Origin of the sequence: Nocardia mikamii NBRC 108933 (assembly GCF_001613505.1) — a bacterium.
Taxonomy (GTDB): Bacteria; Actinomycetota; Actinomycetes; order Mycobacteriales; family Mycobacteriaceae; genus Nocardia; species Nocardia mikamii.
In genome coordinates, this window is the sequence record NZ_BDCM01000006.1 from 421,227 (window position 1) to 445,581 (window position 24,355).

At 68.0% G+C, this 24,355-nt stretch carries 24 protein-coding genes; 13 read left to right on the top strand and 11 right to left on the bottom strand.

The annotated features are described in order from the left end of the window. Positions 1-3: 3 nt before the first annotated feature. Complete coding sequence (locus tag NMI01S_RS08625) at positions 4-1,176, bottom strand: exonuclease SbcCD subunit D (RefSeq protein WP_062995414.1); 1,173 nt, start codon at positions 1,174-1,176, stop codon at positions 4-6. Positions 1,177-1,297: 121 nt separating this feature from the next. Between NMI01S_RS08625 and NMI01S_RS08630 the strand changes: the two genes are divergently transcribed. Both NMI01S_RS08630 and NMI01S_RS08635 read left to right on the top strand, forming a co-directional pair. Further along, complete coding sequence (locus NMI01S_RS08630; protein ID WP_062995415.1) at positions 1,298-2,434, top strand: DNA recombination protein RmuC; 1,137 nt, start codon at positions 1,298-1,300, stop codon at positions 2,432-2,434. Positions 2,435-2,492: 58 nt separating this feature from the next. Continuing rightward, positions 2,493-3,374, top strand: coding sequence for a DUF6542 domain-containing protein (locus NMI01S_RS08635; protein WP_062995416.1), 882 nt, complete (start codon positions 2,493-2,495; stop codon positions 3,372-3,374). A gap of 158 nt (positions 3,375-3,532) precedes the next feature. Here NMI01S_RS08635 and NMI01S_RS08640 read toward each other — a convergent pair whose 3' ends face one another. Next, a complete protein-coding gene (locus NMI01S_RS08640) occupies positions 3,533-4,540 on the bottom strand; it encodes a 4-hydroxy-3-methylbut-2-enyl diphosphate reductase (RefSeq protein WP_062995417.1) in 1,008 nt (335 codons plus the stop codon). 139 nt (positions 4,541-4,679) lie between these two features. On the opposite strand from NMI01S_RS08640, the gene NMI01S_RS08645 reads away from it, so the two are divergent. From NMI01S_RS08645 to NMI01S_RS08660, 4 genes are all read left to right on the top strand, one after another. Next, positions 4,680-5,423 (top strand): lipid droplet-associated protein, encoded by a 744-nt coding sequence (locus NMI01S_RS08645; RefSeq protein ID WP_062995418.1) that lies wholly within the window; start codon positions 4,680-4,682, stop codon positions 5,421-5,423. A 116-nt stretch (positions 5,424-5,539) separates the two neighbouring features. Beyond that, positions 5,540-6,787 (top strand): exodeoxyribonuclease VII large subunit, encoded by a 1,248-nt coding sequence (xseA, locus tag NMI01S_RS08650; protein WP_218020956.1) that lies wholly within the window; start codon positions 5,540-5,542, stop codon positions 6,785-6,787. Continuing rightward, positions 6,784-7,011, top strand: a complete 228-nt coding sequence (locus NMI01S_RS08655) for an exodeoxyribonuclease VII small subunit (RefSeq protein WP_062995419.1) — start codon at positions 6,784-6,786, stop codon at positions 7,009-7,011. The genes xseA and NMI01S_RS08655 overlap by 4 nt, the downstream gene beginning before the upstream one ends. A 2-nt stretch (positions 7,012-7,013) precedes the next feature. Then, positions 7,014-7,358, top strand: a complete 345-nt coding sequence (locus tag NMI01S_RS08660; RefSeq protein ID WP_062995420.1) for a VOC family protein — start codon at positions 7,014-7,016, stop codon at positions 7,356-7,358. Positions 7,359-7,401: 43 nt separating this feature from the next. Here NMI01S_RS08660 and NMI01S_RS08665 read toward each other — a convergent pair whose 3' ends face one another. Continuing rightward, positions 7,402-7,965 carry a DUF4245 domain-containing protein gene (locus NMI01S_RS08665; protein WP_062995421.1) on the bottom strand — a complete coding sequence of 188 codons (564 nt, stop codon included), beginning with the start codon at positions 7,963-7,965 and terminating at the stop codon, positions 7,402-7,404. Positions 7,966-8,149: 184 nt separating this feature from the next. On the opposite strand from NMI01S_RS08665, the gene glpX reads away from it, so the two are divergent. After that, positions 8,150-9,196, top strand: coding sequence for a class II fructose-bisphosphatase (gene glpX, locus NMI01S_RS08670; protein ID WP_039780583.1), 1,047 nt, complete (start codon positions 8,150-8,152; stop codon positions 9,194-9,196). A gap of 64 nt (positions 9,197-9,260) precedes the next feature. Here glpX and NMI01S_RS08675 read toward each other — a convergent pair whose 3' ends face one another. Further along, positions 9,261-10,253 (bottom strand): hypothetical protein, encoded by a 993-nt coding sequence (locus NMI01S_RS08675; protein WP_157126096.1) that lies wholly within the window; start codon positions 10,251-10,253, stop codon positions 9,261-9,263. A 486-nt stretch (positions 10,254-10,739) separates the two neighbouring features. On the opposite strand from NMI01S_RS08675, the gene NMI01S_RS36245 reads away from it, so the two are divergent. Together NMI01S_RS36245 and NMI01S_RS08685 are read left to right on the top strand one after the other, a co-directional pair. Next, positions 10,740-11,279: an IPT/TIG domain-containing protein gene (locus tag NMI01S_RS36245; RefSeq protein ID WP_218020943.1), complete on the top strand. Its 540-nt coding sequence runs from the start codon at positions 10,740-10,742 to the stop codon at positions 11,277-11,279. Positions 11,280-11,434: 155 nt separating this feature from the next. Continuing rightward, positions 11,435-12,841: a class II fumarate hydratase gene (locus tag NMI01S_RS08685; protein WP_062995424.1), complete on the top strand. Its 1,407-nt coding sequence runs from the start codon at positions 11,435-11,437 to the stop codon at positions 12,839-12,841. Between the two features lie 67 nt (positions 12,842-12,908). Here the strand turns inward: NMI01S_RS08685 and NMI01S_RS08690 are convergent, their stop codons facing one another. Next, positions 12,909-14,093 (bottom strand): FAD-dependent monooxygenase, encoded by a 1,185-nt coding sequence (locus NMI01S_RS08690; RefSeq protein WP_062995425.1) that lies wholly within the window; start codon positions 14,091-14,093, stop codon positions 12,909-12,911. A gap of 96 nt (positions 14,094-14,189) precedes the next feature. On the opposite strand from NMI01S_RS08690, the gene NMI01S_RS08695 reads away from it, so the two are divergent. Both NMI01S_RS08695 and NMI01S_RS08700 read left to right on the top strand, forming a co-directional pair. Beyond that, positions 14,190-14,903 (top strand): TetR/AcrR family transcriptional regulator, encoded by a 714-nt coding sequence (locus tag NMI01S_RS08695; RefSeq protein ID WP_062995426.1) that lies wholly within the window; start codon positions 14,190-14,192, stop codon positions 14,901-14,903. An 80-nt stretch (positions 14,904-14,983) separates the two neighbouring features. Then, positions 14,984-15,427 (top strand): limonene-1,2-epoxide hydrolase family protein, encoded by a 444-nt coding sequence (locus tag NMI01S_RS08700; RefSeq protein WP_062995427.1) that lies wholly within the window; start codon positions 14,984-14,986, stop codon positions 15,425-15,427. A 73-nt stretch (positions 15,428-15,500) separates the two neighbouring features. On the opposite strand, the gene NMI01S_RS08705 is transcribed toward NMI01S_RS08700, so the two are convergent. The 3 genes from NMI01S_RS08705 to phoH2 all read right to left on the bottom strand — a co-directional run bounded on the left by NMI01S_RS08705 (position 15,501) and on the right by phoH2 (position 18,719). After that, the gene (locus NMI01S_RS08705; RefSeq protein WP_062995676.1) at positions 15,501-16,358 is read right to left on the bottom strand and encodes an acyl-ACP desaturase; all 858 of its coding nucleotides are present in this window, start codon (positions 16,356-16,358) and stop codon (positions 15,501-15,503) included. 119 nt (positions 16,359-16,477) lie between these two features. Continuing rightward, positions 16,478-17,089 (bottom strand): LGFP repeat-containing protein, encoded by a 612-nt coding sequence (locus tag NMI01S_RS08710; RefSeq protein WP_062995428.1) that lies wholly within the window; start codon positions 17,087-17,089, stop codon positions 16,478-16,480. Positions 17,090-17,339: 250 nt separating this feature from the next. Continuing rightward, positions 17,340-18,719 carry an RNA 5'-3' helicase PhoH2 gene (gene phoH2, locus NMI01S_RS08715; protein ID WP_083904171.1) on the bottom strand — a complete coding sequence of 460 codons (1,380 nt, stop codon included), beginning with the start codon at positions 18,717-18,719 and terminating at the stop codon, positions 17,340-17,342. Positions 18,720-19,021: 302 nt separating this feature from the next. Between phoH2 and NMI01S_RS08720 the strand changes: the two genes are divergently transcribed. Continuing rightward, positions 19,022-19,294: a hypothetical protein gene (locus NMI01S_RS08720; protein ID WP_039780590.1), complete on the top strand. Its 273-nt coding sequence runs from the start codon at positions 19,022-19,024 to the stop codon at positions 19,292-19,294. Between the two features lie 139 nt (positions 19,295-19,433). Here NMI01S_RS08720 and glyA read toward each other — a convergent pair whose 3' ends face one another. Both glyA and NMI01S_RS08730 read right to left on the bottom strand, forming a co-directional pair. Continuing rightward, positions 19,434-20,732: a serine hydroxymethyltransferase gene (gene glyA, locus NMI01S_RS08725; RefSeq protein WP_039780609.1), complete on the bottom strand. Its 1,299-nt coding sequence runs from the start codon at positions 20,730-20,732 to the stop codon at positions 19,434-19,436. 557 nt (positions 20,733-21,289) lie between these two features. Next, complete coding sequence (locus NMI01S_RS08730) at positions 21,290-22,486, bottom strand: hypothetical protein (RefSeq protein ID WP_062995429.1); 1,197 nt, start codon at positions 22,484-22,486, stop codon at positions 21,290-21,292. Between the two features lie 264 nt (positions 22,487-22,750). On the opposite strand from NMI01S_RS08730, the gene coaA reads away from it, so the two are divergent. Then, entirely contained in the window at positions 22,751-23,683 is a 933-nt protein-coding gene (gene coaA, locus NMI01S_RS08735; RefSeq protein WP_062995430.1) for a type I pantothenate kinase, read from the top strand. Between the two features lie 30 nt (positions 23,684-23,713). Here the strand turns inward: coaA and NMI01S_RS08740 are convergent, their stop codons facing one another. Then, positions 23,714-24,319, bottom strand: coding sequence for a hypothetical protein (locus NMI01S_RS08740; RefSeq protein WP_084512750.1), 606 nt, complete (start codon positions 24,317-24,319; stop codon positions 23,714-23,716). Positions 24,320-24,355 lie beyond the last annotated feature (36 nt).

A 24,355-nucleotide genomic window follows, 5' to 3' on the forward strand; every position in this document is an offset into this window, starting at 1 on the left:
CGATCATGCCGACAACTCCGCCGAGGCTGCCACCACTTCGGAGTCGGGTTCGCGCCGGGCCGCGGACAGTGCCTGCTCGATCAGCACCATCTCCCCCGCCGTCGGTTCACCGCGCACATCGCTGAGGAAGCTGTGCGCGATCTCGCTGTCGCGGCGGCCGTGTACGCGTTCGCGGTAGCGCAGCTGTGTATTGCCCTCCGGGCGAGACCATTCCACGTGCACCGCGTGCGGGAACCGCTCGCGCAGCCGGCGCAGCGCATCGACGGGGCGGGCGTGATCGGTGAGCACCGCGGAGACGTAATCGTCCTCGGCGTCGGCATATTCGGCCGCGGACAGCAGATCGTCCAGCACGCCGGTCAGCTGACGCAGTCCACGTACCACCGGCAGATCGTGACGCTGCACCGATACCAGCCCGGCGGCGTCCAGATCGACGATCCACACCGCCTTGCGATGCGACCGCTCCGCGAACGAATACGGCAGCGGCGAGCCGGAATATCGCACCGACTCCGACAACGTCTGTGGCGAATGCAGATGGCCCAGCGCCACGTAATCGATGCCCTCGAACGCGCTCAGCGGAACGGTCTCCACCCCGCCCACCGCGATCGAACGTTCCGAACCGGTCGCCTCGGCACCGACCACGAAGGCGTGTGCCAGCACCACGGTGCGCGGATCACCGCGTCGTTGCCGGTCCGCACGGATACGCGCCAGCGCGGCCTCCAGGATCTCGGCGTGCGAACGCGCCTGCGGCACATCCAGTTCCGCGCGGGTGATTTCGGGCTCCAGATACGGGATGCCGTAGCAGGCGACGGGTCCGTGCTCGTCGGTGAGCACGACCGGCCGGTCCACCTCCGCCACCGACGTCCGTAGATGCAGTCCGCCCGCCGCGGCGAAGCTGCCGAGGGCGCCCAGCCGAGTGGGTGAATCGTGATTACCCGAGGTCGCGACGATCGTCGCTCCCGCGGCGCGGATCGCCTCGAAACCCTTGTTGCACACCGCAATCGCGTCCGCGCTCGGAATCGACCGGTCGTAGACGTCGCCCGGTACCACGACCACGTCGACCCGCTCCGCGGCCACCAGCTCCGCCACCGCCTCCAGCGCACGCGCCTGATCGGCCAGCAGGTCGACACCGTGGAAGGTGCGCCCGATGTGCCAGTCCGAGGTATGCAGCATCCGCATGTGGGAAGAGGCTAAGCCATCTCACCGACAAGATTGAATCCCTTCGGCGTGTCGACGGTTGGTGCTGGATGATTGCCGACATCCGCGAACTTTGTCGGTGGGATGGGGCACTATCGGGGCCATGACCGCATCGATGCTGTTCGCGTTGTTGTTGGTGTTCTGCGCGGGGGCCGGCCTCGGGTGGCTGGGGCACGCCGCCCGGGCGGGTCAGCGGGCGGCCACGGCCGAAGCTCGGCTCGCGGCGCTGCGGGACAACGAACAGCTGCTGCGGCAATCGCTCGGCGCCGCGAGTGCGGATGCGGCACGGCACAATTCGCAGGCCATCGGCACCTTGGTCGAACCGCTGCGCGAGGCCCTGGGCAGTTTGAACCAGCACATCCAGCAGGTCGAGCACCACCGCATCAACGCCTACTCCGGGCTGCGCGAACAGGTCGCTGGGATGCAGCGGATCTCCCAGCAGTTGTCCACCCAGACCGGCGAGCTGGTGTCGGCGCTGCGCGCGCCGCAGGTGCGCGGGCGCTGGGGTGAGATCCAGCTCGAGCGGGTCGTCGAACTGGCGGGGATGGCCAAGCACTGCGACTTCGACACGCAGGTCACCGCGAGCGGCCGCGAGGGCCTGATCCGGCCCGATCTGGTGGTGCGGCTGGCCGGTGACCGCCAACTGGTGGTCGACGCCAAGGTGCCGCTGACGGCTTATCTGGACGCCACCGGCGAGACGGATCCGCGCCGGCGCACCGACCATCTGGCCCGGCATGCCAAACACCTGCGCGCGCATGTCGACCAACTGGCCGGCAAGGCGTACTGGGAGGCCTTCGATCCCAGCCCGGAATTCGTGATCCTGTTCATCCCGGGCGACCCGTTCCTCGACGCCGCGCTGACCGCCGATTCCGGACTCCTCGAATACGCTTTCGGCCGCAACGTGATCCTCGCTACACCGACCACCTTGATCGCATTACTGCGCACCGTCGCGTTCGGCTGGCGGCAGGAGGCACTTTCGCGAGATATGGCAACCGTTCAGCAATTGGGTCGTGAGCTCTACACGCGGTTGTCCACCACGGGCAGTCATCTCGACAAGCTCGGCACCCAACTCGGTAAGGCCGTCGACGCTTTCAACCACACCGTGGCCTCGATCGAGTCGCGGGTGATGGTCACCGCGCGCCGGCTGCACGATCTCGACATCGGCGATCGCGCCGTACCGGCGATTGCTCCCGTCCAGTCGTGGCCGCGCGCGGTAGGCTTCTCGGACACCAACGAGTAACTCCGGCAGCAGCCCGGCCTCGACACACGTTCCGGCCGCGGCAGATAGTGTGCTTTACGTGGCAGCTACCCAACGCGAGCGATCCGATGTACCCGCCTCGCACCTCTCGATCATCCCGTCGGTGCCCGGCATCCCCGCCGGCGCCGCGGTGTTGATCGCGGTGGCGTGCACTTTCATCGGATTTTTCATCGACTCCGGAAACAGCGGCAAGGAGCTGACCCATGTGTTCGCCGCGTTCTACATCATCGGATGTGTGATCGCGGCATGCGTGGTGCGCTATCGCGGCCTGTTCACCACCATGGTGACCCCGCCGCTACTGCTGTTCATCGCCGTCCCGCTGGCCTATCAGCAGCTGACCGGGCACAGCTCGACCTCGGTGAAGGACATTCTGCTGAACCTGGCGATTCCGCTGGTGAACAGATTCCCGACCATGGCGCTGGCGACGGTCCTGGTGCTGGGCGTCGGCGCCCTGCGGGTGTGGCTGTACCGCAACGCCGACACCACCGCGCGTCCCACCCGGGAACGCGGCAGCGACAGCTGGAATCCGCGCTCGGCCGCCGGCCGTGCGCGCCGCGCCCGTAGCGAAGCCGCCGGCGGCGGCGAAACCCTGCGGCGTAGCTCCCGTGGTCACAAGCGCGGTGCGGAGGCCACCAAATCCGCCAAGGCGCCCAAGCGTGGCGATTCGGCCGCTCGCGGCTCCGGGGCGGCCAAACGGGCCGCGGAACCGGAACCCGCACGGGCGGCGCGCCGCACGGGCGGCAAGGTGGCCGAACGCCCGCCGCGTGTCGCGGCGGCCGCGTCCTACCCCCGAACGGGTGAGCGCACCCGGACCGCGGAACGCACCCGAGTCGCCGAACCGCAGCCCCGCCGCGGCCGGCCCCAGCCGCCGAGCGATGTGCCCCCGCATCCGCGGCCGAACGTGCGCTACCGCGACCGCTGAGCCGAAGCTGGCGGGCGCCGAACCGGTTACGGCTCCGCCCGCAGCGGTCATCCCCGAAATCCCCACGCCCACTCATCGTCTCGCCGCGGCGAGCCGTTACCGTTCTGCCCCAAGCGTTTCCGCGATCGAGCGCAAACGGGAAATTCAGCGACGGAGACTCAGCGGCGGCCGGTGGTGCGCAGTTCGCGCGGGAGGGCGAAGACCAGGGTCTCGTTCGCGGTGGTGACGGGCTGGACCTCGCCGTAGCCGTGTTCGGCGAGGAGGTCGAGCACGCCGCGCACCAGGATCTCGGGGACCGAGGCGCCCGAGGTGACCCCGACGGTGGTGACGCCCTCGAACCAGGCCGGGTCCACCTCGCGGGCGAAATCGACCAGATAGGAGGCGCGAGCGCCCGCGTTCAGGGCGACCTCCACCAGCCGCTTGGAGTTGGAGGAGTTGCGGGAGCCGACGACGATCACCAGATCGCATTCGGGTGCCATCGCCTTCACCGCGACCTGACGGTTCTGAGTGGCGTAGCAGATGTCGTCGCTGGGCGGGTCCTGCAGGTTCGGGAAGCGTGTGCGCAGCCGCTGCACCGTCTCCATCGTCTCGTCCACCGAGAGCGTGGTCTGCGACAGCCAGATCACCTTGTTCTCGTCGCGCACCTCGACGCCGTCGACCGCATCGGGGCCGTCGACCAGCTGAACGTGGTCGGGCGCCTCACCGGCGGTGCCCTCGACCTCCTCGTGGCCCTCGTGGCCGATGAGCAGGATGTCGAAGTCGTCACGAGCGAAGCGCTTGGCCTCCTGGTGCACCTTCGTCACCAGCGGGCAGGTCGCGTCGATGGTGTGCAGATTGCGGGCGGCCGCGGATTCGTGCACCGCCGGCGACACGCCGTGCGCCGAGAAGACCACCACCGAGCCCTCGGGCACCTCGTCGGTTTCGTCGACGAAGACCACGCCGCGCTCGCGCAGGGTCTCGACCACGTGGCGGTTGTGCACGATCTCCTTGCGCACGTAGATCGGCGCACCGTGCTTCTCGAGGGTGCGCTCCACGGTTTCCACCGCCCGGTCCACACCCGCGCAGTAGCCGCGTGGTTCGGCGAGCAGCACCCGCTTGCCCGCGCCGGCACCGGCCGCATCGGCCGACCGGGCGATTCCGACATTCAGGGGGATAGCCGAGGACATGTTCACAGCTTACGTGCGCCGGCCGACGGGGAAAGTCCCGCCCGCGAACCGCGGGTACGGCGGTGTGGCGGGACGCGCGACAATGGAACACGTGAACTCTGTTCTTTGCATCACCGGCCGTTTCGGGCAGGCTAGGGACATGTTCCGACCTCCCTACCTGGCCCGGGTCGCCGCTGGGGCCGCCGTCTACGCCCTCGAGGAAACTCGCCGGTTACCCACTGTGGCAATCCATCTGCCGATCACCGCGATCAGCCAGTTGCTGCAGACCTCGATGCATCTGCAGCAGTTCGTGACCAGCCTCGCCCTCAAGGGTGACGAGGTCTTCGACCGGCTGGCCAATCGCCCGGTGGAGCAGCCGGAATGGGCCACCTTCGATGAGGACCTCGACGACGAGCAACCGTTCGGCAGCGGCGATTTCGGTGCGCGGGGCGACCGCGATTTCGCCGCGCGGCTCAGCCGCTTCGATCTGTTCGCCGAATCCGACCCGGCCGCGGGCGTCCCGGAACCCACGGCATCGGTCACTCCGTCGGCGACGAACGGCTATGCCGCATCTCACACTGCGGAATCGGACACGGCTGAATCGGACGGGGCGGAATCGGACACGGCGCAGAGCGCCACCGAGGCGACCGGCGAGGACACGGACACCCCCGGAACCGGTTCCGCCGGCGCCGCCGCGCCCGCGGAACCGCGTGGGGTGCTCGAACCCGAGGTCGCCGGGCGGTACGACTACGCGAACATGACGCTGGCTCAGCTGCGGGCCCGGCTGCGCATGCTCAGCGTCGAGGAGTTGGCCGAATTGCTGGCCTACGAGCAGCAGACCCTGGACCGGGCGCCGTTCGTGACCATGCTGACGAACCGGATCGCCACCGTGCAGGCCAAGTGACCGACTCACACGCCGACGCGCCGGCCGCGGGGGCACGAGCCTCCGGGGAACCGGCGCGTTCTGCTGCCCGCCCCGCCAACTCGGCCGAACAGCCGTGGCCGGTGCGCACCATCGCGATGAAGGTCGCGCAGTGGATCGACCGCCTCGGCAGCGTCTGGGTGGAGGGCCAGATCACCCAGATCAATCTGCGCCCCGGCACCCGCACCGCGTTCCTGGTGCTGCGCGATACCGCCGCCGACATGTCGCTGTCGATCACCTGCGATCCGCAACTGCTGCGCGCCTCGGCCGTCCCGCTGCAGGAGGGCAGCCGGGTGGTGGTCTACGGCAAACTGTCGTACTTCACCGGCCGGGGCACGATCTCGTTGCGCGTCACCGAGATTCGCCCCGTCGGCATCGGCGAGCTACTGGCCCGCATCGAACGTCTGAAGGCGCTGCTGGCCGCGGAGGGGTTGTTCGATCCGCGACTGAAGCGGCCGATGCCGTTCCTGCCCAAGGTGATCGGCTTGATCACCGGTCGCGCCAGCGCCGCCGAACACGACGTGGTGACCGTGGCCCAGCAGCGGTGGCCCGCGGTCCGTTTCGAGATCCGCAATACCGCCGTGCAGGGGCCGGCCGCGGTGCCGCAGATCCTCGACGCGCTGGCCGAGTTGAACGATCACCCGGAGGTCGAGGTGATCGTGCTGGCGCGCGGCGGTGGCAGTGTCGAGGATCTGCTGCCGTTCTCCGACGAAACCCTGTGCCGCGCTATCGTTTCCGCGACCACCCCGATCGTCAGCGCGATCGGGCACGAGCCGGACAATCCGCTCTCGGACTACGTCGCGGATCTGCGCGCGGCCACGCCGACCGACGCGGCCAAACGACTGGTTCCCGACGCCGCGGCCGAACTCGCGGGCGTCCGGGAACTCCGCGCCCGCTCGGCCGCGGCATTGCGCGGCTGGGTCGATCGCGAGGCGCGCGCCCTGCAGCAGTTGCGCTCGCGCCCGGTCCTGGCCGATCCGCTGCGGATTCTGGACCAGCGCCACGACGAGATCGAGCGGCTGCGCACTTCGGCCCACCGCGCCGTCGAACACTGCCTCACCAGCCAGGCCACCACCGCGCGGCATCTGCGCGACAAGCTCACCGCGGTGGGCCCGGCCGCCACCCTCGCGCGCGGATACGCTGTCGTGCAACGGGTTACCGGTACGGAGCGCCACGTCGTCCGCACCGTCGCCGACTCCCCGCCGGGCACGCAATTGCGTATCCGGGTCGCCGACGGCGCGATCAGCGCCGCCGCCCTGGGCAGTCAGGCCCTCGCGAATCCCATACCGGCCCAGCGGGTTACGGACCGGCCGGCACCGGCATCCGAACAGGAGGAATCGTCATGACCGAGAGCGATGACACCGAAATCGCGACCTTCGGCTACGAACGCGCCCGCGACGAACTGGTCAACGTCGTGAAGATGCTCGAACAGGGCGGAATGGACCTCGACGATTCGCTCGCCTTGTGGGAACGCGGCGAGGCACTGGCCAACCGGTGCGAGGAACATCTCGCCGGAGCCCGCCGGCGGGTCGAGGACGCACTGTCGCGGCGCGGCGGAGACCAGGACTGAGCATGGATATCCGTCGCGTCGTCCCGGATCTGCGCGTCGCCGATATGGAGCGGGCCCGCGCCTTCTACCGGGCGCTGGGCCTCGACGAGGTGATGGATCTCGGCTGGGCGGTCGGGCTGGCCTCACCGAGCAATCCGACCGCGCAGATTTTGCTGGTCGGTGCCGACGCCGACGACCCGCAGCCGGATATCAGCGTCGAGGTCGCCGATGTGGACGCCGCGCACGAGACGATGGTCGCGGCCGGGGCCGAGGTGGTCTACGCGCTGCGCGACGAGCCGTGGGGTGTGCGGCGGTTCTTCGTCCGCGATCCGGACGGCACGGTGGTCAACGTCGTGAGCCACCGCTGAGCCCGCGTTCAGGGTCGTAACAGGCTCAGGGTTGCGGCGGGGCTCAGGGCCGCAGCGGGGCGGCGGCGTCCACGGCCTGCGCGAGCGCCAGATAGGCCGCCTCGTCGGCCGCGCCCTTGAGCAGCACGCGACTCTGCCCGAAGTCCGAGATCCACGCCGACTCACTGCCCTGCACGTGGTAGACGGTCCACTTCTGGTTGCCCACCATCCGGGAACCCGAGGGGCTGCGGGTGTCGACGACGTGGGCGGCGAGCGCGCTCTCGCTCGCATTGCTCTGGCTCAGCTGCAGGTAGGTGCCTTTGGAGGTGATGAAACCGACCGTGCTGACCGTGCCGCCGCCGGAGCCGGTGACGGTGTCACGACTGCCGGAATTGGCCTTCCAGTCCGCCGGCACCGCCGGGTCGCGAATCGGGAACGGCAGCGCCTTGGCATCGTCGTGCAGGGCCGACTGGACGTCGAAGTTCGGCACCTGACCGGGCGTGGGTCCGTGCGCGGAGAAACTGCACTGGCTGGCCACCGCGGCCAGCACCACGCAGATCAGTACCAGCGGGATCAGTGACCAGATCAGATCCCGGTAGTCGTTGAGGATGCGTGGTTTCTGCGACACGCCCCAAGTATCCACGCGCCACCGAATCCGCCGAGCCTCGCCCTCGGCCCGGGAGGCCGACATCACAGCCGTCCCCACCGGGGCGGACGCTCTTCCCGCGAAGTGGAACAGCAGTACCTGAATGGCGGATCCGACCGTTCTGCGACAATTCACGCAGCAATACACAACTCGAGGAGGCACCGTCATGACGGCACCCACACCCGCAACCAGTCGCCGCCGCGAGGCCCCGGACCGCAACCTCGCACTGGAGTTGGTCCGGGTGACCGAGGCCGGTGCGATGGCCGCGGGTCGCTGGGTCGGCCGCGGTGACAAGGAGGGCGGCGACGGGGCGGCCGTCGACGCGATGCGCCAACTGGTGGCCACCGTCTCCATGCGCGGCACCGTCGTGATCGGCGAGGGCGAGAAGGACGAAGCCCCGATGCTCTACAACGGCGAGGCCGTGGGCGACGGGACCGGTCCCGAGGTCGACTTCGCCGTCGACCCGATCGACGGCACCACGCTGATGTCGAAGGGCTCCCCGGGCGCCATCTCGGTGCTGGCGGTCGCCGAACGCGGCGCCATGTTCGATCCGTCGGCGGTGTTCTATATGGAGAAGATCGCGGTCGGCCCGGAGGCGGCCGACGTCATCGACCTGTCCGCCCCCATCGCCGAGAATCTGCGCCGGGTGGCCAAGGCCAAGAACTCGGCGGTCTCCGACCTGACCGTCTGCGTGCTGGACCGGCCCCGCCATGCCCGCCACATCCAGGAGGTTCGCGACGCGGGTGCGCGCATCCGCCTGATCTCCGACGGTGACGTCGCCGGCGCGATCGCCTGCGCCCGTCCCGAATCGGGCACCGACATGCTCGTCGGCATCGGCGGCACCCCCGAGGGCATCATCGCCGCGGCCGCGCTGCGCTGTATGGGCGGTGCGCTGCAGGGCAAACTGGCCCCCACCGACGACGCGGAGAAGCAGAAGGCGCTCGATGCCGGTCACGACCTCGACCGCATCCTGAACACCGAGGACCTGGTCTCGGGCGAGAACGTCTTCTTCTCCGCCACCGGCGTCACCGACGGCGACCTGCTGCGCGGCGTGCGCTACTACAGCGGCGGCGCCTCGACCCAGTCGATCGTGATGCGCTCCAAGTCCGGCACCGTGCGCATCATCGACGCCTACCACCGCCTCACCAAGCTGCACGAATACGCCTCCGTCGACTTCGTCGGCGACGAGGACGCGATTCCGCCGCTGCCCTGATACTCCACTCGGCGAGTGAGTTCGGCCCCCGGATCGCACGATCCGGGGGCCGAACTGTGTGCCGTCAGGTCGATTCGATCAGCAGATGCCGCAGGCGGGCCGTGTCGTCGGAGTCGTTGTCGACATCCACCACAGCGACGAACTCACGGTCACCCGCGCGGCGCTGCAGCGGACTCCAGGAGTGAGCCAGATACCAGCCCGCTCCGGTGGTACCACGCGGCCCCGAGCCGCCACAGAAGATCCAGTATCGCCCGGGATGCACATCCGGATCGGGCCGCGCCCGGGCGATGACGCCGATACTGCGTTCGTCACTCGAGCCGTACCGGCTACCGTCCGTCAACTCCACCTCACCGAAACGAGGACCCCGCTCGGCGCCGAAGCGTTCGAGACTGAACAGCGGACGGTCGACCGTGTCGAGATACGCACGGGTGCAGGCGTTACCGCTCAGCCCGAAGCTGATGAAGGGCCGGTCGTTGTGCGCGGCGACCTCGCGGTCGCTTCGAACATCGGTCGCGAGCCCGGTGCCACGTTGAAGCATGGACAACACGTACAGCAGTCCGCGAAGTTCCCTCTCCGGCAATGCGGCCGGCACATCCGGGCGACGGCCGGCAGCCCACGCGCGGTCGTGTCGCTCGCGGGCGCCCGGCTCGAGAGTATCGGCCGCCCCGTGCCCGGAGCGACGTGGTGGCTCGAGAGTCGGGTAGACGAGAGTGACTCCGCTGGTGATCATCTCGGCTCCGAGGAAGGCCTCGAGTTCGGCGTCGGTTGCGGGAGAACCCGTTTCGTGCGCTCCCCCTGACGGTGTCGCATCCGCCGCCCGAAACAAATCCTCCACCGTCCAGCCGGGGAACATCGTGGCCAGCACCCGGCAGTGATAATCCCGGGGAAGCCCGACCATGTTGCCCGACAGCCACTGGTAGTACTGGGTCTTCGCAGGCCCGTAACCGGGTGGGATGGGCGGGTCGAGTCGCGCGGCGCAGTGGTCGTATGCGGCCAGGAAGTCCGCATGGCTGGTGAGATGCCGCTCCGCCAGCAGCATCTTCAGAATGGTAGCCAAGTAAACCCCCTTACCCCTGAGACCACCGCCCCCGCGGCGGCTCGATCCGCAATCGCAGCTCATGCGGGGCCGCCGACGCGCGCGGCGGCCACCGGCTGGAAGCCGTACAGCGCCCGCACAGGTGCAGGAGATCCCGTTACCGATCCCGCCCATCACGACCACGATGAGCTGCGCGTCCTCCTTCCGGCCACGGCGGACGCGACGATCCGCGTGCCCGCATACCGGGTGGTTGCCTTACTCGATCGGTGACCCACTTTCCATTAAGCCCCCTAACACCGTTGAGCAGCAACGGATCTCCGATCCGTTTTCGTCCGTTTTCCGCCCCCTCCTCGGATACCCCGATCGATCGACCACTCGGAGCACGCCGCACTCGGCACCGAAAGGCACTGCGGCACAATACCCTTACTGATCTTGGAACAGGATGACGAGTCCGATGACGGACGAAACCGAACCGAGCAGACCGTCCCACGAGGTGTTTCACGGACGTTGATCGAAGTAGCGGAAACACAGAGCAACCCGGGCAGCTATCCGCGCTGCCCATCCCAGAAGTCGGGAGGCAAATCCCGTGCCTACCATCACCTCACTCTCGCCGACGTCCGCACCGGGTCGGGCCTGACGGGAGTCACCGCGGTGAATTTCGGTGCCACTCCGGCGACCTCGTTCACCGTCGATTCCGACACCCAGATCACCGCCGTCGCCCCCGCCGGCACCGGGATCGTGTCGGTGACGGTCACCGGGCCCGGTGGCACCAGCAACTCGGCGACCTACGTCTACGTCGTCGTACCGAGCATCACCTCCGTCTCCCCGTCCTCCGGGCCGGCCACGGGCGGCAACAATGTGACGATCACCGGCACCGATTTCACCGGCCCGCTGACCGTCCGGTTCGGCACGACCGCCACGACGTTCACCGTGAACTCCAGCACCCAGGTCACCGCCGTCGCCCCCGCACATGCGGCGGGTACGGTGCAGATCACCGTTACCGGCTCGGGCGGGACCAGCAACGGTGTCGCCTACACCTTCGTCTGACGTCAGTACGCGCGGCCGGTCGCCGGCGGGCACGTCCTGCCGACGGCCGTGCCGTGCCGGGGGTCCGCCGCACCGCCGGTATTCCGCCGATTCCTGTGCGAAAAGCCTCAGGCGTGGCAGCCCACTCCATCGTTCAACCGGCTTAGTGTCGAGTTATGACCGACGACCAGACGCAGTACCGCATCGAACACGACACCATGGGCGAGGTCCGCGTTCCGGTGAACGCGCTGTGGCGAGCGCAGACGCAGCGGGCGGTGGAGAACTTCCCGATCAGCGGCCGCGGGCTCGAACGCGCTCAGATCCGCGCCCTCGGCCTGCTCAAGGCCGCGTGTGCGGCGGTGAACCGGGATCTGGGGCTGCTCGACGGTGTGAAGGCCGAGGCGATCATCGCCGCCGCGAACGAGATCGCCGAGGGCCGCCACGACGACCAGTTCCCCATCGACGTCTTCCAGACCGGTTCCGGCACGAGCTCGAACATGAATGCCAACGAGGTGATCGCGAGCCTGGCCGCCGCCCGGGGCGTCACCGTGCACCCGAACGACGACGTGAACATGTCCCAGTCGTCCAACGACACCTTCCCCACCGCGACGCATCTGGCCGCCACCGAGGCCGTGGTGAAGGAGCTGCTTCCGGCGCTGGATCATCTGCGGCTGCGGCTGCTGGACAAGGCCACCGAGTGGCGGACGGTGGTGAAGTCCGGCCGCACTCACCTGATGGACGCCGTCCCGGTGACCCTCGGCCAGGAGTTCAGCGGTTACACCCGGCAGGTCGAGGCCGGTACGGAACGCCTGGTCGCCGCGCTGCCGCGGCTGGGTGAGCTGCCCATCGGCGGCACCGCGGTCGGCACCGGACTCAACGCGCCCGCCGGCTTCGGCGCGAAAGTCGTTGCGGAACTGCGCAAGACGACCGGGCTGGACGAACTGGCCGAGGCTCGCAACCATTTCGAGGCCCAGGCCGCGCGCGACGGTCTGGTCGAGATCTCCGGTTCGCTGCGGACCATCGCCATCAGTCTCACCAAGATCGCCAACGATATTCGCTGGATGGGTTCCGGACCGCTCACCGGGCTCGCGGAGATCCAGCTGCCGGATCTGCAGCCGGGCTCCTCGATCATGCCCGGCAAGGTGAATCCCGTTCTGCCGGAAGCGGTGACGCAGGTCGCCGCCCAGGTGATCGGCAACGATGCGGCGGTGGCGTGGGGCGGCGGCAACGGCGCTTTCGAACTGAACGTCTACATCCCGATGATGGCCCGCAACGTCCTCGAGTCGATTCGATTGCTGGCCAACGTGTCTCGCCTCTTCGCCGACAAGTGCGTCGCCGGCCTCACCGCCGATACCGAACGGCTGCGCCGGCTCGCCGAGTCCTCGCCGTCGATCGTCACCCCGCTGAACTCGGGCATCGGCTACGAGGAAGCGGCCGCCGTCGCGAAACAGGCGCTGCGGGAGAACAAGACGATTCGGGAGACGGTCGTCGACCGCGGTTTGATCGGCGAGAAGCTGTCGGAGGAAGAGCTGGATCGCCGGTTGGACGTGCTGTCGATGGCGAAGGTCGAGGATCAGGACTGATCGCACGATCTCCGGATCCGGCCGCCGCGACTCGCTCGCGCCGAGAGGCCGGATCCGGACTGGCGGCTCAGGCCGCCACCAGCGCCGGATAGTCGCGCAGATCGATGTCGTTGGCGGCATTGTCGCTGTATTTCAGCATCAGGTCGAACATCCGCGAGCCGAGGAACCAGTTGCGCATCCGGATACCGCGGGCGGTGCGCGGGGCGAGGAAGCGGCCCGCGTTGCTGTTGCCCGCGATCTTGGCGTAGCGCTTCATCAGTTCGTTGTAGCGCGCGAAGGCGGCGGTGTGGTCGCCGTCGGCCAGCGCCAGCTCCCCCGCCAGTACGTAGGCGCCGACGACTGCCAGCCCGGTTCCGAAGCCGCCCAGCGTATTTCCGTAGGCGGAGTCGCCGACCAGCGCGATCCGGCCCTTGGTGTAGCCCTTCTTCATTCCCACCTGCCCCAGCGAATCCAGGTAGAAAGAGTCCAGTTCGGACAGTTCGGCCATCATGGCGGGCACCGGCCCACGGGCACCGGCGAAGGCCTCGGCCAGGACGCGGCGCTGTGCCGCCTCGTCGTGCCGGTCGTAGGTGAGCGGCTGCGCGGCGAACATGTACATGTGCGCGGCCTTGTTCCCGCCGCGGACCGCGAGCCGTCCGGGTTCGTTGTAGGCCTCGGACCGGTTGCGCTGCCGCGGTCCGCTCGGGTCGTGCCCCCATCCGGCCGCACCCGCGGTGCAGTAGTAGTAGCCCAGATGTTTGACGTAGTCGGCCTCGGGACCGAAGGCCAGCGCGCGCACCCGGGAGTGGATGCCGTCGCAACCGACCACCAGATCGAAGGTCCGCGCGGGGGCGTTCTCGAATTCGACCTCGACGCCGGCGGCGGTCTCACGCAGCGCGGTGACGGAGTCGCCGAACACGTATTCACAGCCGTGCACGGTGCGCTCGTAGAAGATCTCGGCCAGGTCGCCACGCAGGATCTCCACGTCGCCACCGGTGAAATCGCCTGATATGACGGCCAATTCGCCGCCCTCGGCGTCGGTGAGGATCATATCGGTCTTGCCGGTCTGCCGGCGGTGGATCTCCTCCCAGACGCCCATCCGCTCTAGCACCGTGCGGTGGGTCGCGCCCTTGAAGTCGACGGCTTGGCCGCCGGCCCGCAATTCGGGCGCTCGCTCGACGACGGTGACAGCGAAGCCGTAGCGCTGCAGCCAGTACGCCAGCGCCGGGCCGGCGATGCTCGCACCGGAGATGAGAACTGTCGTATTCCGCATGATGACCCCTCGATCAGTAACTGTGTCTGTCGGACGCTAATTAGCGTATGCTGGACGCAGTTTCCCGTCAAGCCGGAATTCGGAGAGGATGGCGTCATGACCGGACCGACTGCCCATGAACTGCTGTGGGGGGATTCGCAGCGCCCCCGGCGCGGCCCCAAGCCGTCGCTGTCGCTGGAACGCATCGTCACCGAGGCCATCGCCCTGGCCGATGCCGACGGGATGGCCGCCGTATCGATGCAGCGGCTGGCCGAGCGGCTGGGCTGCGCCAAGATGGCCCTGTACCGCTATGTACCAGGAAAGGCCGAGCTCACAGCCTTGATGCTGGACTACGGAATGGGGCAGCCGCCGCAGGTCACGGTCGCCGACTCGGATCCCGAACCCTGGCGCGAGGCGCTGCGGCAGTGGGCGCACACGTTGTACGAACGCTATCGAGACCATCCGTGGACGGTCGATCTCACCGTCGGTCCACGGCCGATGGGCCCGAACGAATTGGGCTGGATGGAGGCTCTACTGGCACCGCTGGCCGGCACCGGCCTGCGCGGCTCCGAGCGCCTCGACACGGTGGTGCTGCTGAACGGCCACCTCCGCAGCCTCGTCCAGCAGACGACCGGCCGGGGTCCCGAACAGTCCGAGAGCGAAATAGCCCGCCAGGTCGGCGAGGTCCTGGCCGCCCACGCCGACCGCTATCCCGAGGTCGTGGCCGCCTTCTCCGATACGTCCGCGGACGATCGCAACGCTGCGCTGAGCTATGGCATCGAGCGCATTCTCGACGGTGTGGCCGCCCTGATCGCCCGGCGGCGAGAGTGAACCGCGTCGAACACCCGACGACGAGCCGAAACGACCGCGATCATCCCCCGTCCGCGCCCCCGCGCGCCTACAGTCGGACTATGGCCGAATTACCGGAGCTACAACAGAACGCCGTGACCACGGTGCGCGAGTTCTTCGCCGCGATGGAAATGAGCGCGGTGAACGAGGCGCTGGATCTGCTGGATCCCGACATCGTCTGGAAGAACACGTCACTGCCCGATATCCGCGGCATCCACCGCGTCGGCGCGGTACTGCGCGGGCTGAGCCGCGACGCTTTCGGCTTCCGCGTCGATATGCACCACATCGCCGCGGAAACCGATGGGGCCCCCGCGGTCGAGGGCGAGACGGTCCTGACCGAACGCACCGACTATCTGCGCATGGGCCCGCTGGAAATCGGGTTCTGGGTCTGCGGCACATTCGAACTCGTCGACGGCCGGATCACCCTGTGGCACGACCACTTCAGCTGGGAGAACTTCCTGCGCGGCACCGCGGCGGGGATCTGGAACCTGGTCCGCCGGCGCTGATCACGCGCGGCCCAGCAGCGCCCGGCGCTGCCGGTCGTGGTGCGCGCGCCCGCACACCACGACCGTTGCGACGTCAGCCGCGCAGGTGGCCGATCTCCGCGCGCGCCGCCTCGCCGGCGGTGCCGAAGTCGGTGCGCGAGAAAATGTTCCAGCGGTCCAGCAGGGGCGTGAAGACCAACTCGGCGGCGCGGTTCGGTTCGTAGATACCGGCTTCGGCCAGGACCTCGGTGCTGTTGCGGCCGTCGCGCAGGGTGAGTTCGGGAACCCGGAACTCGGCGATCCGATCGGCGATCGCCCGCATGGCCTGATCCGGCACCAACTCCAGCGCCGCGGCGACCAGATTGCCGAAGAACGCCGACTGCAACTCGTCGTCGAGCGCGATCCGGTCCGCGATGGCGGTCACCATCGAATTCTCCTGCAGCGCGGCGATATTGCGGTGCCGCACCGCGGAGGCGGACTCCTCGAAGGCACACAGCGCCAGCACATCGAGCAGGTGCAGCGGCGGCCGGCGAAAGCCGGTCGTCATATGCTCCATCCGCGCACGCTCGAGTTCCACCGGATCCACCGCCCGCGTCACCATCAGATAGTTGCGGATGAGGATCTCGTGGCGGTTCTCCTCGGCCGTCCAGCGACCGACCCAGCGCCACCACGGACCCGTGCGCAGGTGCTTGCCGAGCTCGCGATGGTACGACGGCAAATTGTCGGCGATCAGTACGCTCACGGTGAGCGCAACCGTGGCAACCTCACCCAGGGTGGCCTGTTCCGGATCCCAGTCGACGCCGCCGAGGAAGCCGAAATTGCGTCCGTCACTGAAAGGCACGTACTCGTGCGGCTGCCAGACCTGCGCCAGCTCGATGTGGCGCCGGAGATTGTCTTCCACCGCATCGGCGAGCGATTCCAGCAGCTCACGATCGGTCAACTGAGTTTGCACCACGACAAGGTACCGACTGTTCGGGCGGAGCGGGGGAATTACGCGCGGACGCCGTGCGATACACAGCGGCGCGGCCGCGAGACCATGAGGATGTCTCGCCGCCGCGCCACGCCCGTCGACTACTTGGTGGTCACCGTGGTCTGCCGGTCGGCGGAGTTCCAGGTGATCGTGCCGCCGGTGAAGTCGCTCTCCTTACCGGCCGGGTTGTCCTTCTCGTCGCTGGTCGGATAGCCGAGCTTGCCGTTCACGCCGCCGTTGCCCTCCCAGGCGGTGCGGATATCACCCCACACCACGTGGGCGTCGGTCTGCTGACTCCAGCAGATCGCACCGCCGGTGAACTCCTGACAGGAACCGCCGTTGGGGCCCTCGACCGCTGCACCGGTGGGCTCACCGAGCGGGCTCTGCACAGCGCCCATCTCGGTGTACTTGGTGAGGATGTGGCCGGCGACCGCGATCTCCTGACCGTTCTGGGTCGCGATCTTGGTTTCCGAGGCCGCGGCACTACCCGACGGCATCTCGCCCGACGTCATGGTCCCTGATGCCATGGTCCCCGAAGCCATGGTGCCCGTAGCCATCGCGCCGGTGGTTTCGGTCATGCCGGCAGGGGTGGTGGTCCCAGAGCTGTTGTTGTCGTTGTCGTCGTTGCTGCAGGCGGCGGTGAACAGCAGCGCCGTCCCGGCGAAGGCCATCACGACGGCGGCGGAACGTCGAGCGAAGTGGTGCATGTTCATCCTCTCGGAAGGTGAAGGCAGGTGGCGCCCCGTATGCGACACCACCGGCCTACAGGCCGGCGCTCGGCAATGGTCCGGCGAACCTATCTGAAACACCGACAACCACGTCGAGCAGGGTTCTTGCGGAAATATACCCGCCACCGTGTGAGATGAACCATATTCCGAATGTTTGCTGGGACACACCTTTTGCCGCCGAGGCGGTAGCGGAACATGTCCGCTACCGCCTCGGGGTTTCGCTCGGCCGGCCGCCTCAGGCGTTCGGCCCGTACTCCTCCAGCATCTCGGTGACCAGCGCGGCGATCGGCGAGCGCTCGCTGCGGGTCAGGGTGACGTGGGCGAAAAGCGGGTGGCCCTTGAGCTTTTCGATCACCGCCGCGACACCGTCGTGGCGGCCGACCCGCAGGTTGTCGCGCTGGGCGACGTCGTGGGTGAGCACCACCCGCGACCCGCTGCCCAGGCGGCTGAGCACCGTGAGCAGCACATTGCGTTCCAGCGACTGCGCCTCGTCCACGATCACGAACGAATCGTGCAGCGACCGCCCGCGAATGTGGGTGAGCGGCAAGACCTCCAGCATGCCGCGGGAGAGCACCTCCTCCATCACCTCCGGGCTCGCCAGGCCGTCGAGGGTGTCGAAGACCGCCTGGGCCCACGGGCCCATCTTCTCGCTCTCACTGCCCGGTAGATAACCCAGCTCCTGACCGCCCACCGCGTACAGCGGCCGGAACACCACCACCTTGCGCTGAGAACGCCGCTCCAGCACCGCTTCCAGGCCCGCAGTGAGCGCCAGCGCCGACTTGCCGGTACCGGCCTTACCTCCCAGCGAGACGATGCCCACACTCTCGTCCAGCAGCAGATCGAGGGCGATGCGCTGTTCGGCCGAGCGGCCGTGCAGACCGAAGGCCTCCCGATCGCCGCGCACCAGCTGCACCCGCTTGTCCGCGGTCACCCGCGCCAGCGCGCTGCCGTTGGCGCCGAGCAGCCGAATCCCGGTGTGGCAGGGCAGATCCCGGGCCTCGTCCAGATCGATGACCGAATCGGCGTAGAGCCGGTCGACGCAGTCGGCGCCGACCTCGAGTTCGGCCATCCCGGTCCAGCCGGAGATCACCACGTCCTGGGCGTGGTACTCCTCGGCGGGCAGGCCCACCGCGCCCGCCTTCACCCGCAGCGGAATGTCCTTGGACACCAGCACTACTCGCTGTCCCTCGGCGGCGAGGTTGAGCGCGCAGGCGAGGATGCGGGAATCGTTGGTGTCGGTGCGGAACCCGACCGGAAGCACCTCCGGGTCGGTGTGATTCAACTCCACCTGCAGCGTGCCGCCCTCGGTCCCGATCGGGACCCGCAGGTCCAACCGGCCGAATTCCAAACGCAGGTCGTCGAGATTGCGCAGGGCTTCGCGCGCGAACCAGCCGAGTTCGTGATGGTGCCGTTTGGCCTCCAGTTCGCTGATGACCACCAGCGGTAGCACCACGTGATGTTCACCGAAACGCGTCATGGCCCAGGGGTCGGACAACAAGACGGAGGTGTCGATCACGAAGGATTTGCGGGGCGAGGTGCCGGCTCCCTTTCCGGAGCCTCCGCTCTTGTCGGAGCGGGCTTTCGAGGGAGCGATGACGGAGCGTGCATCAGTCACGGTGGGCTCCTTTGTTGTCCGTGCCATACCCGCACGGACGTTCTCGCTGGGCCGGTCCGCCCTGGGGTCACACGACCCGAGGGCCGGGTACCGGCCCTCTCGTACTGAGTTGCTCAGCCACGATCAGAACCTCCCGGACGAGCCACAACGACGCGGCTCGCACTTCGACGGTACTGCGATTTCGCGATTCCGGCTCCCGAGATGGCAGGCGTGTCGATGAATAGCTAGTTAACGCCGACGGGTAGCTATCGGTCAGCTACGGAGTTGCCCGGCTACTCGGCGGAACCCGCTAGAGTCGCTACATGAGCGATGTGGCAGAGCTGGAGAAGCTGTCGTCGAAGGAACTGCACGACCGCGCGGTCAAACACGCCGTCCGGCACGGCGACGTCAAGTTCCTGTGGCGGCTGCTGGAGCAGATCCCGGCGGCGGAGGCCGCCACCGGGAACATCGGCGAGAGCGAGGCGGACATCAAATACGTGCTGCCGATGCTCGACGACTACGTGCACTCCGGCGAGGGCAAGATCGCCGAGGCGTTGCGGCCGTTGTACATCGAATACCTGAGCACCCGCGACTGACCGCTCCCGGGCCGGCCGGCGCACGCCGCGGCACTTGCTCCGCACCGTCGAGAAGCGAAAAGCACCCGCGCACAGGGTGACTCATAGATCGACCCCGGCGGCCGGGCGGCTACCGGGGTCGATCGCGCTGCGGTCCGGCTCAGCCGAGCAGCTTCCAGTCCTCCAGGCCGTCGTAGAGCGGGAAGTCCTGGGCCAGCTTGGACACTCGCGCGCGCAGGGCCGCGAGGTCGGCATTGCCCGCCAGCGCGGTGGCGATGATGTCGGAAACCTCGGCGAATTCGGTGTCACCGAAGCCGCGCGTGGCCAGCGCGGCGGTACCGATGCGCAGGCCGGAGGTGACCATCGGCGGACGCGGGTCGAAAGGAACGGCGTTGCGGTTCACCGTGATTCCGACCTCGTGCAGCAGATCCTCGCCCTGCTGGCCGTCCATCTGCGAGTTGCGCAGATCCACGAGCACCAGGTGCACATCGGTGCCGCCGGTCAGCACGGTGACGCCGTTACCGGCGACATCGGCGGCGGTCAGGCGCTCGGCCAGAATCTTGGCGCCGGACAGAGTGCGCTCCTGGCGCTGCTTGAACTCCTCGGTGCCGGCGATCTTGAAGGCGGCGGCCTTCGCGGCGATCACGTGCATGAGCGGACCGCCCTGCTGGCCCGGGAACACGGCGCTGTTGAGCTTCTTCGCGTATTCCTGCTTGGCCAGGATCAGACCCGAACGCGGACCGCCGAGGGTCTTGTGCACGGTCGAGGACACCACATCCGCGTGCGGCACCGGCGAGGGGTGCAGACCGGCGGCGACCAGACCGGCGAAATGCGCCATATCGACCCAGAGGTAGGCGCCCACCTCGTCGGCGATCTCGCGGAACGCCGCGAAGTCCAGGTGGCGCGGGTAGGCCGACCAGCCGGCCACGATCACCTTCGGCCGGACCTCACGCGCCTGCTTGCGCAGCTCGTCCATGTCGACGCGGTGGTCTTCCTTGCTCACCCCGTAGGCGTGCACCTCGTAGAGCTTGCCGGAGAAGTTGAGCCGCATGCCGTGGGTGAGGTGACCGCCGTGCGCCAGATCCAGACCGAGCAGCTTCTCGCCCGGATTCATCAGCGACATCAGCACCGCGGCGTTGGCCTGCGCGCCCGAATGCGGCTGCACGTTGGCGAATTCGGCGCCGAACAACTCCTTGACCCGCTCGCGCGCGAGGTTCTCCACGACGTCGACGTGCTCGCAACCGCCGTAGTAGCGGCGACCGGGATAACCCTCGGCGTATTTGTTGGTCAGCACGCTGCCCTGCGCCTGCAGCACCGCGCGCGGCACGAAGTTCTCGGAGGCGATCATCTCGAGGGTGTCGCGCTCACGGGCGAGTTCGCCCGCCATCGCGGCGGCGAGCTCGGGATCGAGATCGGCGAGCGACTGGGTGTTGACAGAGGGGGCGGTCGTCTGGGTCACGCGCACAGTCTATGTGGTGGTCCCCGGCCGCTCCGTCGTGGCCCGCAACGGCACCGGGCGCGGCGACCGCGCTACCCGCCCGGATGTAATAGCGACCGCACACCAGCCGTGGAGCACCCAGAATCCAGGGCTGCCCGCTTCGTAAAAAAGGCGTAACATTCGCCGCGCTGTCGAAGACTGTGACAGCGTCATCGACTCATTCGATCAAATCAGGGGTTCACATGCTGTTTTTCACCGCGGGTACCGGTAACTCGATTCAGGACATGCTTTTCGCGCTCCTGAAGTCCGCCTGCACCATCTCCTCCGGCGGCAACGCCGGTTGTGCGGGCTGGGGTATGTAGTAGCGCCGATACCCTTCGGCCGGGTTCGCGAGTCGGGGCGCGGATCCGGTCGGTGTTCGAAACCGGAATTCCGGCGAATCGATCGATAGCCCTGAATCGGATAGTGCGATTCCGCTCACTGTCGCCATTGTTTGCGGAGCTAACCATTTCCGCGTGCGGACACGCCCCCGACCGTTCGCGGCCGGATATCCCCCGATTCTCGGCCCGGCGCGTTCCTCACATCCTGCGCAGCGCCGCCGGTGTCAGCGGCTCGTCGAGCAGCCGGCCGAAGCGCGCCACCCGGTCGCCGGCGTCGACCGCGCGATCCAGCCACCCGCCCAGCAGGCGATACCCCTCCACGTAGGTGCTGATGTAGGCCCGCCACAGCGGCGAGGACAGGAAGCGCAGGGACTGCCGCGCGCGTTCGGGTGTGGTCAGACTCCAGCGCTGCAGGAATTCGGCGACCTCGTCGGCGCTGCGACCGCGATCGTGTAGCAACAGCGCCGCGTCCTGGCGGACCGCGAGCAGTTTCGCCGAGGCATTCGAGAGTCGTTGTGCGCGTTCGCCGTCGAATCGCAGACCGAGGTCGGCATAGATTTCTTGCGCCCAGATTCCCCAGTCCGGCCCGACGATCGATTTCAGCGCCAGATCCGCCAGCCCCTCGGCCATCAGACATTGCGGCGTGTTCACCACGAACAGCGTCTGTTCGTCCTGTCCGGCCGCGACCAGCCCCGCCTCTTTACGGCAGTGTTCGGTGTGGTGGCCCGGATACGCCTCGTGCGCGATCAGCGCCGGCAGCTGCGCCATATGTTGTTTGAGGTCGGAATTGATCGCGACCCGGGATCGGAAATTGCCGAGGTAGTAATTGAACCCCGACCACGGCTTGTCGCCGACGATCTCGTATTCCACCCGCTCGTGATCCGGCAGCGGATAGCGTTCGCGCACCAACTCGCGCAGGGCGCCCGAGAATGCCTGCACACATTCGGTGAGGCGGTGCGGCGGAATCTCGTCGGCGCGCCGATGCGCGGTCATCCGGTCCAGCAGCGAGCCGTCGCCGGCCAGCACCTCGTCGAGTTGCCGATGCGCGTCCCGGTAGTCCTCGACGTCGCCGAGTGCGATATCGACGTCGAAATAGGACCGCACCTCATCGATGAAGGAGATGTCGTCACCGGCGAACTTGCGTCCGGAGCACTCCAGCGCCCGCAGGTGCGCCTCCAGGAATTCGGTGCGCTGCTCGCTCAGCCCGGCCTCGGGCAGTTCCTTGCGCAGGGCCGCCGCCCGGTCCGCCAGCTCACGCGGCTGCGGCGCGGGCGCCGACTCCACGGCCCGGCGCAGCGCGGGATCACCGGTGTAAGCGTCGACGAAGCCGGGTTCCAAGCGATCGAATGCCAGTCCCAGGCGCAGATATTCGGTGACGAGCGGATGCGCGTGCATGACATCCGACGATAGCCGCTCTCCTCTTCCCGGCCCCGTCGGCGACCGAAACCCGGCGGTGGGGAGAGAAATGTCACCGGGGGTTACCGGCGAGTAACAACACCCCGCGTTCGGCGCGATGCCCACCCCGAGGAGAATTCGCCTATGCGAGGACTGTCGAGCGCATTTCGCCGCGCCGGGCACGGCACAGGTTCATCGGTGACGTCGTTACGGGTGGTGGCGCGCCCGCCCGGCGGGGGGATTCCGGACCGGGAGTGTGCGTAGGTGGGCCGGATGAGCGAGCCGAGTCCGTATGTCGAATTCGATCGCAAACAATGGCGCACCCTGCGTAAATCGACTCCGCTGATCCTCACCGAGGAAGAACTGATCGGCCTGCGTGGTCTCGGCGAACAGATCGATCTCGAAGAAGTCGCCGAGGTCTATCTGCCGCTGGCCCGGTTGATCCACCTTCAGGTCGCCGCCCGGCAGCGACTGTTCGCCGCGACCGCGACCTTCCTCGGCGAAACCCACCCCGACCACCAGGTGCCGTTCGTCATCGGCATCGCGGGCAGCGTGGCGGTCGGTAAATCGACCACCGCCCGCGTATTGCAGGCGCTGCTCGCACGCTGGGATCACCACCCGCGCGTCGACCTGGTGACCACCGACGGATTCCTCTATCCCACAGTCGAGCTCACCCGGCGCGGCATCATGCATCGCAAGGGTTTTCCGGAAAGCTACGACCGGCGCAAGCTGCTGCGTTTCGTCACCGAGGTGAAATCCGGCGCGCCCGAGGTGTGCGCGCCGATGTATTCGCATATCGCCTACGACATCCTGCCGGACCAGTTCCACTGTGTGCGCCAGCCCGACATCCTCATCATGGAGGGCCTCAACGTCCTGCAGACCGGGCCGCGGCTGATGGTCTCGGACCTGTTCGACTTCTCGATCTACGTCGACGCGCGCATCGAGAACATCGAGCGGTGGTACGTGGATCGTTTTCTCTCCCTGCGGAAAACGGCGTTCGCGAACCCGCAGTCGCATTTCCACCACTATGCGAAATTCAGCGATTCCGAGGCGACCATCGCCGCCCAGGAGATCTGGAACGCCACCAACCGGCCGAATCTGGTGGAGAACATCCTGCCGACCCGGCCGCGGGCAACCCTGGTGCTGCGCAAGGACTCCGACCACAGCATCAACCGGATCCGGCTGCGCAAGCTCTGATCCGATTTCCTCCTCCGATCCGGTTCCGCGTCAAGCCGGCCAGGCCGCGTCGAGCCGGGCGGCGACATCGATATCGCGGACGGCCGCGATATGCGGTTTGCGGATCTCGTTGGCCACATAGCGGGCGACGAACCGGCGTATCTCGTGATCGACGCTGGCGAGCAGCCGTAGCAGTTGGCCGCGCCGGGTCGCGGTGGCCACATCGATCCGCACATCGCCGGGGTGCGGTTCGGCGATGTCGATGACGATCCGCAGCGGCGCCGCGGTGCGGACCGTCAGGTGGATGTGGACGAAGCCGGTGACCTCGAAGCGGTGACGATCGACGGCGAGATCCAGCAGCAGATCGATATCGAGCGGGATGGCGAGCTCGAATCCGATGACCTCGCCGACCGAGCGTTCCAGTACCGGATCACCGAGCTGCACCTGCGCCGAGGCCTTCGCCAGATGCGCCGGGCCCACCCCGATCGGACCGAAATCGAATGCGCTGCCTGCCAATTGGGCGAAAACAGCGGCAATCCGCTGTTCGGAGGCGGCGTAGGCCACGAATCTCCGGCCGAATTCGGCATAGGTGACGTAGGGCACCGGCGTTCCGGCCACCTCCGTCGCGCCGCCCGGCCCGGGCCGCATCTCGCTCATGTTCGCGACGGTACGCGAGCGCGGCGCCGGATCGGG

What these genes read in the sequence shown, in the direction of transcription:
- NMI01S_RS08645 (WP_062995418.1), top strand. Translation starts at nt 4,680, where the DNA reads ATGTTCCGACCTCCCTACCTGGCCCGGGTCGCCGCTGGGGCCGCCGTC.
- NMI01S_RS08695 (WP_062995426.1), top strand. Translation starts at nt 14,190, where the DNA reads ATGACCGGACCGACTGCCCATGAACTGCTGTGGGGGGATTCGCAGCGC.
- NMI01S_RS08740 (WP_084512750.1), bottom strand. Translation starts at nt 24,319, where the DNA reads ATGAGCGAGATGCGGCCCGGGCCGGGCGGCGCGACGGAGGTGGCCGGA.
- NMI01S_RS08660 (WP_062995420.1), top strand. Translation starts at nt 7,014, where the DNA reads ATGGATATCCGTCGCGTCGTCCCGGATCTGCGCGTCGCCGATATGGAG.
- NMI01S_RS08685 (WP_062995424.1), top strand. Translation starts at nt 11,435, where the DNA reads ATGACCGACGACCAGACGCAGTACCGCATCGAACACGACACCATGGGC.
- xseA (WP_218020956.1), top strand. Translation starts at nt 5,540, where the DNA reads ATGAAGGTCGCGCAGTGGATCGACCGCCTCGGCAGCGTCTGGGTGGAG.
- NMI01S_RS08730 (WP_062995429.1), bottom strand. Translation starts at nt 22,486, where the DNA reads ATGCACGCGCATCCGCTCGTCACCGAATATCTGCGCCTGGGACTGGCA.
- NMI01S_RS08690 (WP_062995425.1), bottom strand. Translation starts at nt 14,093, where the DNA reads ATGCGGAATACGACAGTTCTCATCTCCGGTGCGAGCATCGCCGGCCCG.
- NMI01S_RS08700 (WP_062995427.1), top strand. Translation starts at nt 14,984, where the DNA reads ATGGCCGAATTACCGGAGCTACAACAGAACGCCGTGACCACGGTGCGC.
- NMI01S_RS08625 (WP_062995414.1), bottom strand. Translation starts at nt 1,176, where the DNA reads ATGCGGATGCTGCATACCTCGGACTGGCACATCGGGCGCACCTTCCAC.
- NMI01S_RS08640 (WP_062995417.1), bottom strand. Translation starts at nt 4,540, where the DNA reads ATGTCCTCGGCTATCCCCCTGAATGTCGGAATCGCCCGGTCGGCCGAT.
- NMI01S_RS08630 (WP_062995415.1), top strand. Translation starts at nt 1,298, where the DNA reads ATGACCGCATCGATGCTGTTCGCGTTGTTGTTGGTGTTCTGCGCGGGG.
- NMI01S_RS08710 (WP_062995428.1), bottom strand. Translation starts at nt 17,089, where the DNA reads ATGAACATGCACCACTTCGCTCGACGTTCCGCCGCCGTCGTGATGGCC.
- glpX (WP_039780583.1), top strand. Translation starts at nt 8,150, where the DNA reads ATGACGGCACCCACACCCGCAACCAGTCGCCGCCGCGAGGCCCCGGAC.
- NMI01S_RS08720 (WP_039780590.1), top strand. Translation starts at nt 19,022, where the DNA reads ATGAGCGATGTGGCAGAGCTGGAGAAGCTGTCGTCGAAGGAACTGCAC.
- NMI01S_RS08655 (WP_062995419.1), top strand. Translation starts at nt 6,784, where the DNA reads ATGACCGAGAGCGATGACACCGAAATCGCGACCTTCGGCTACGAACGC.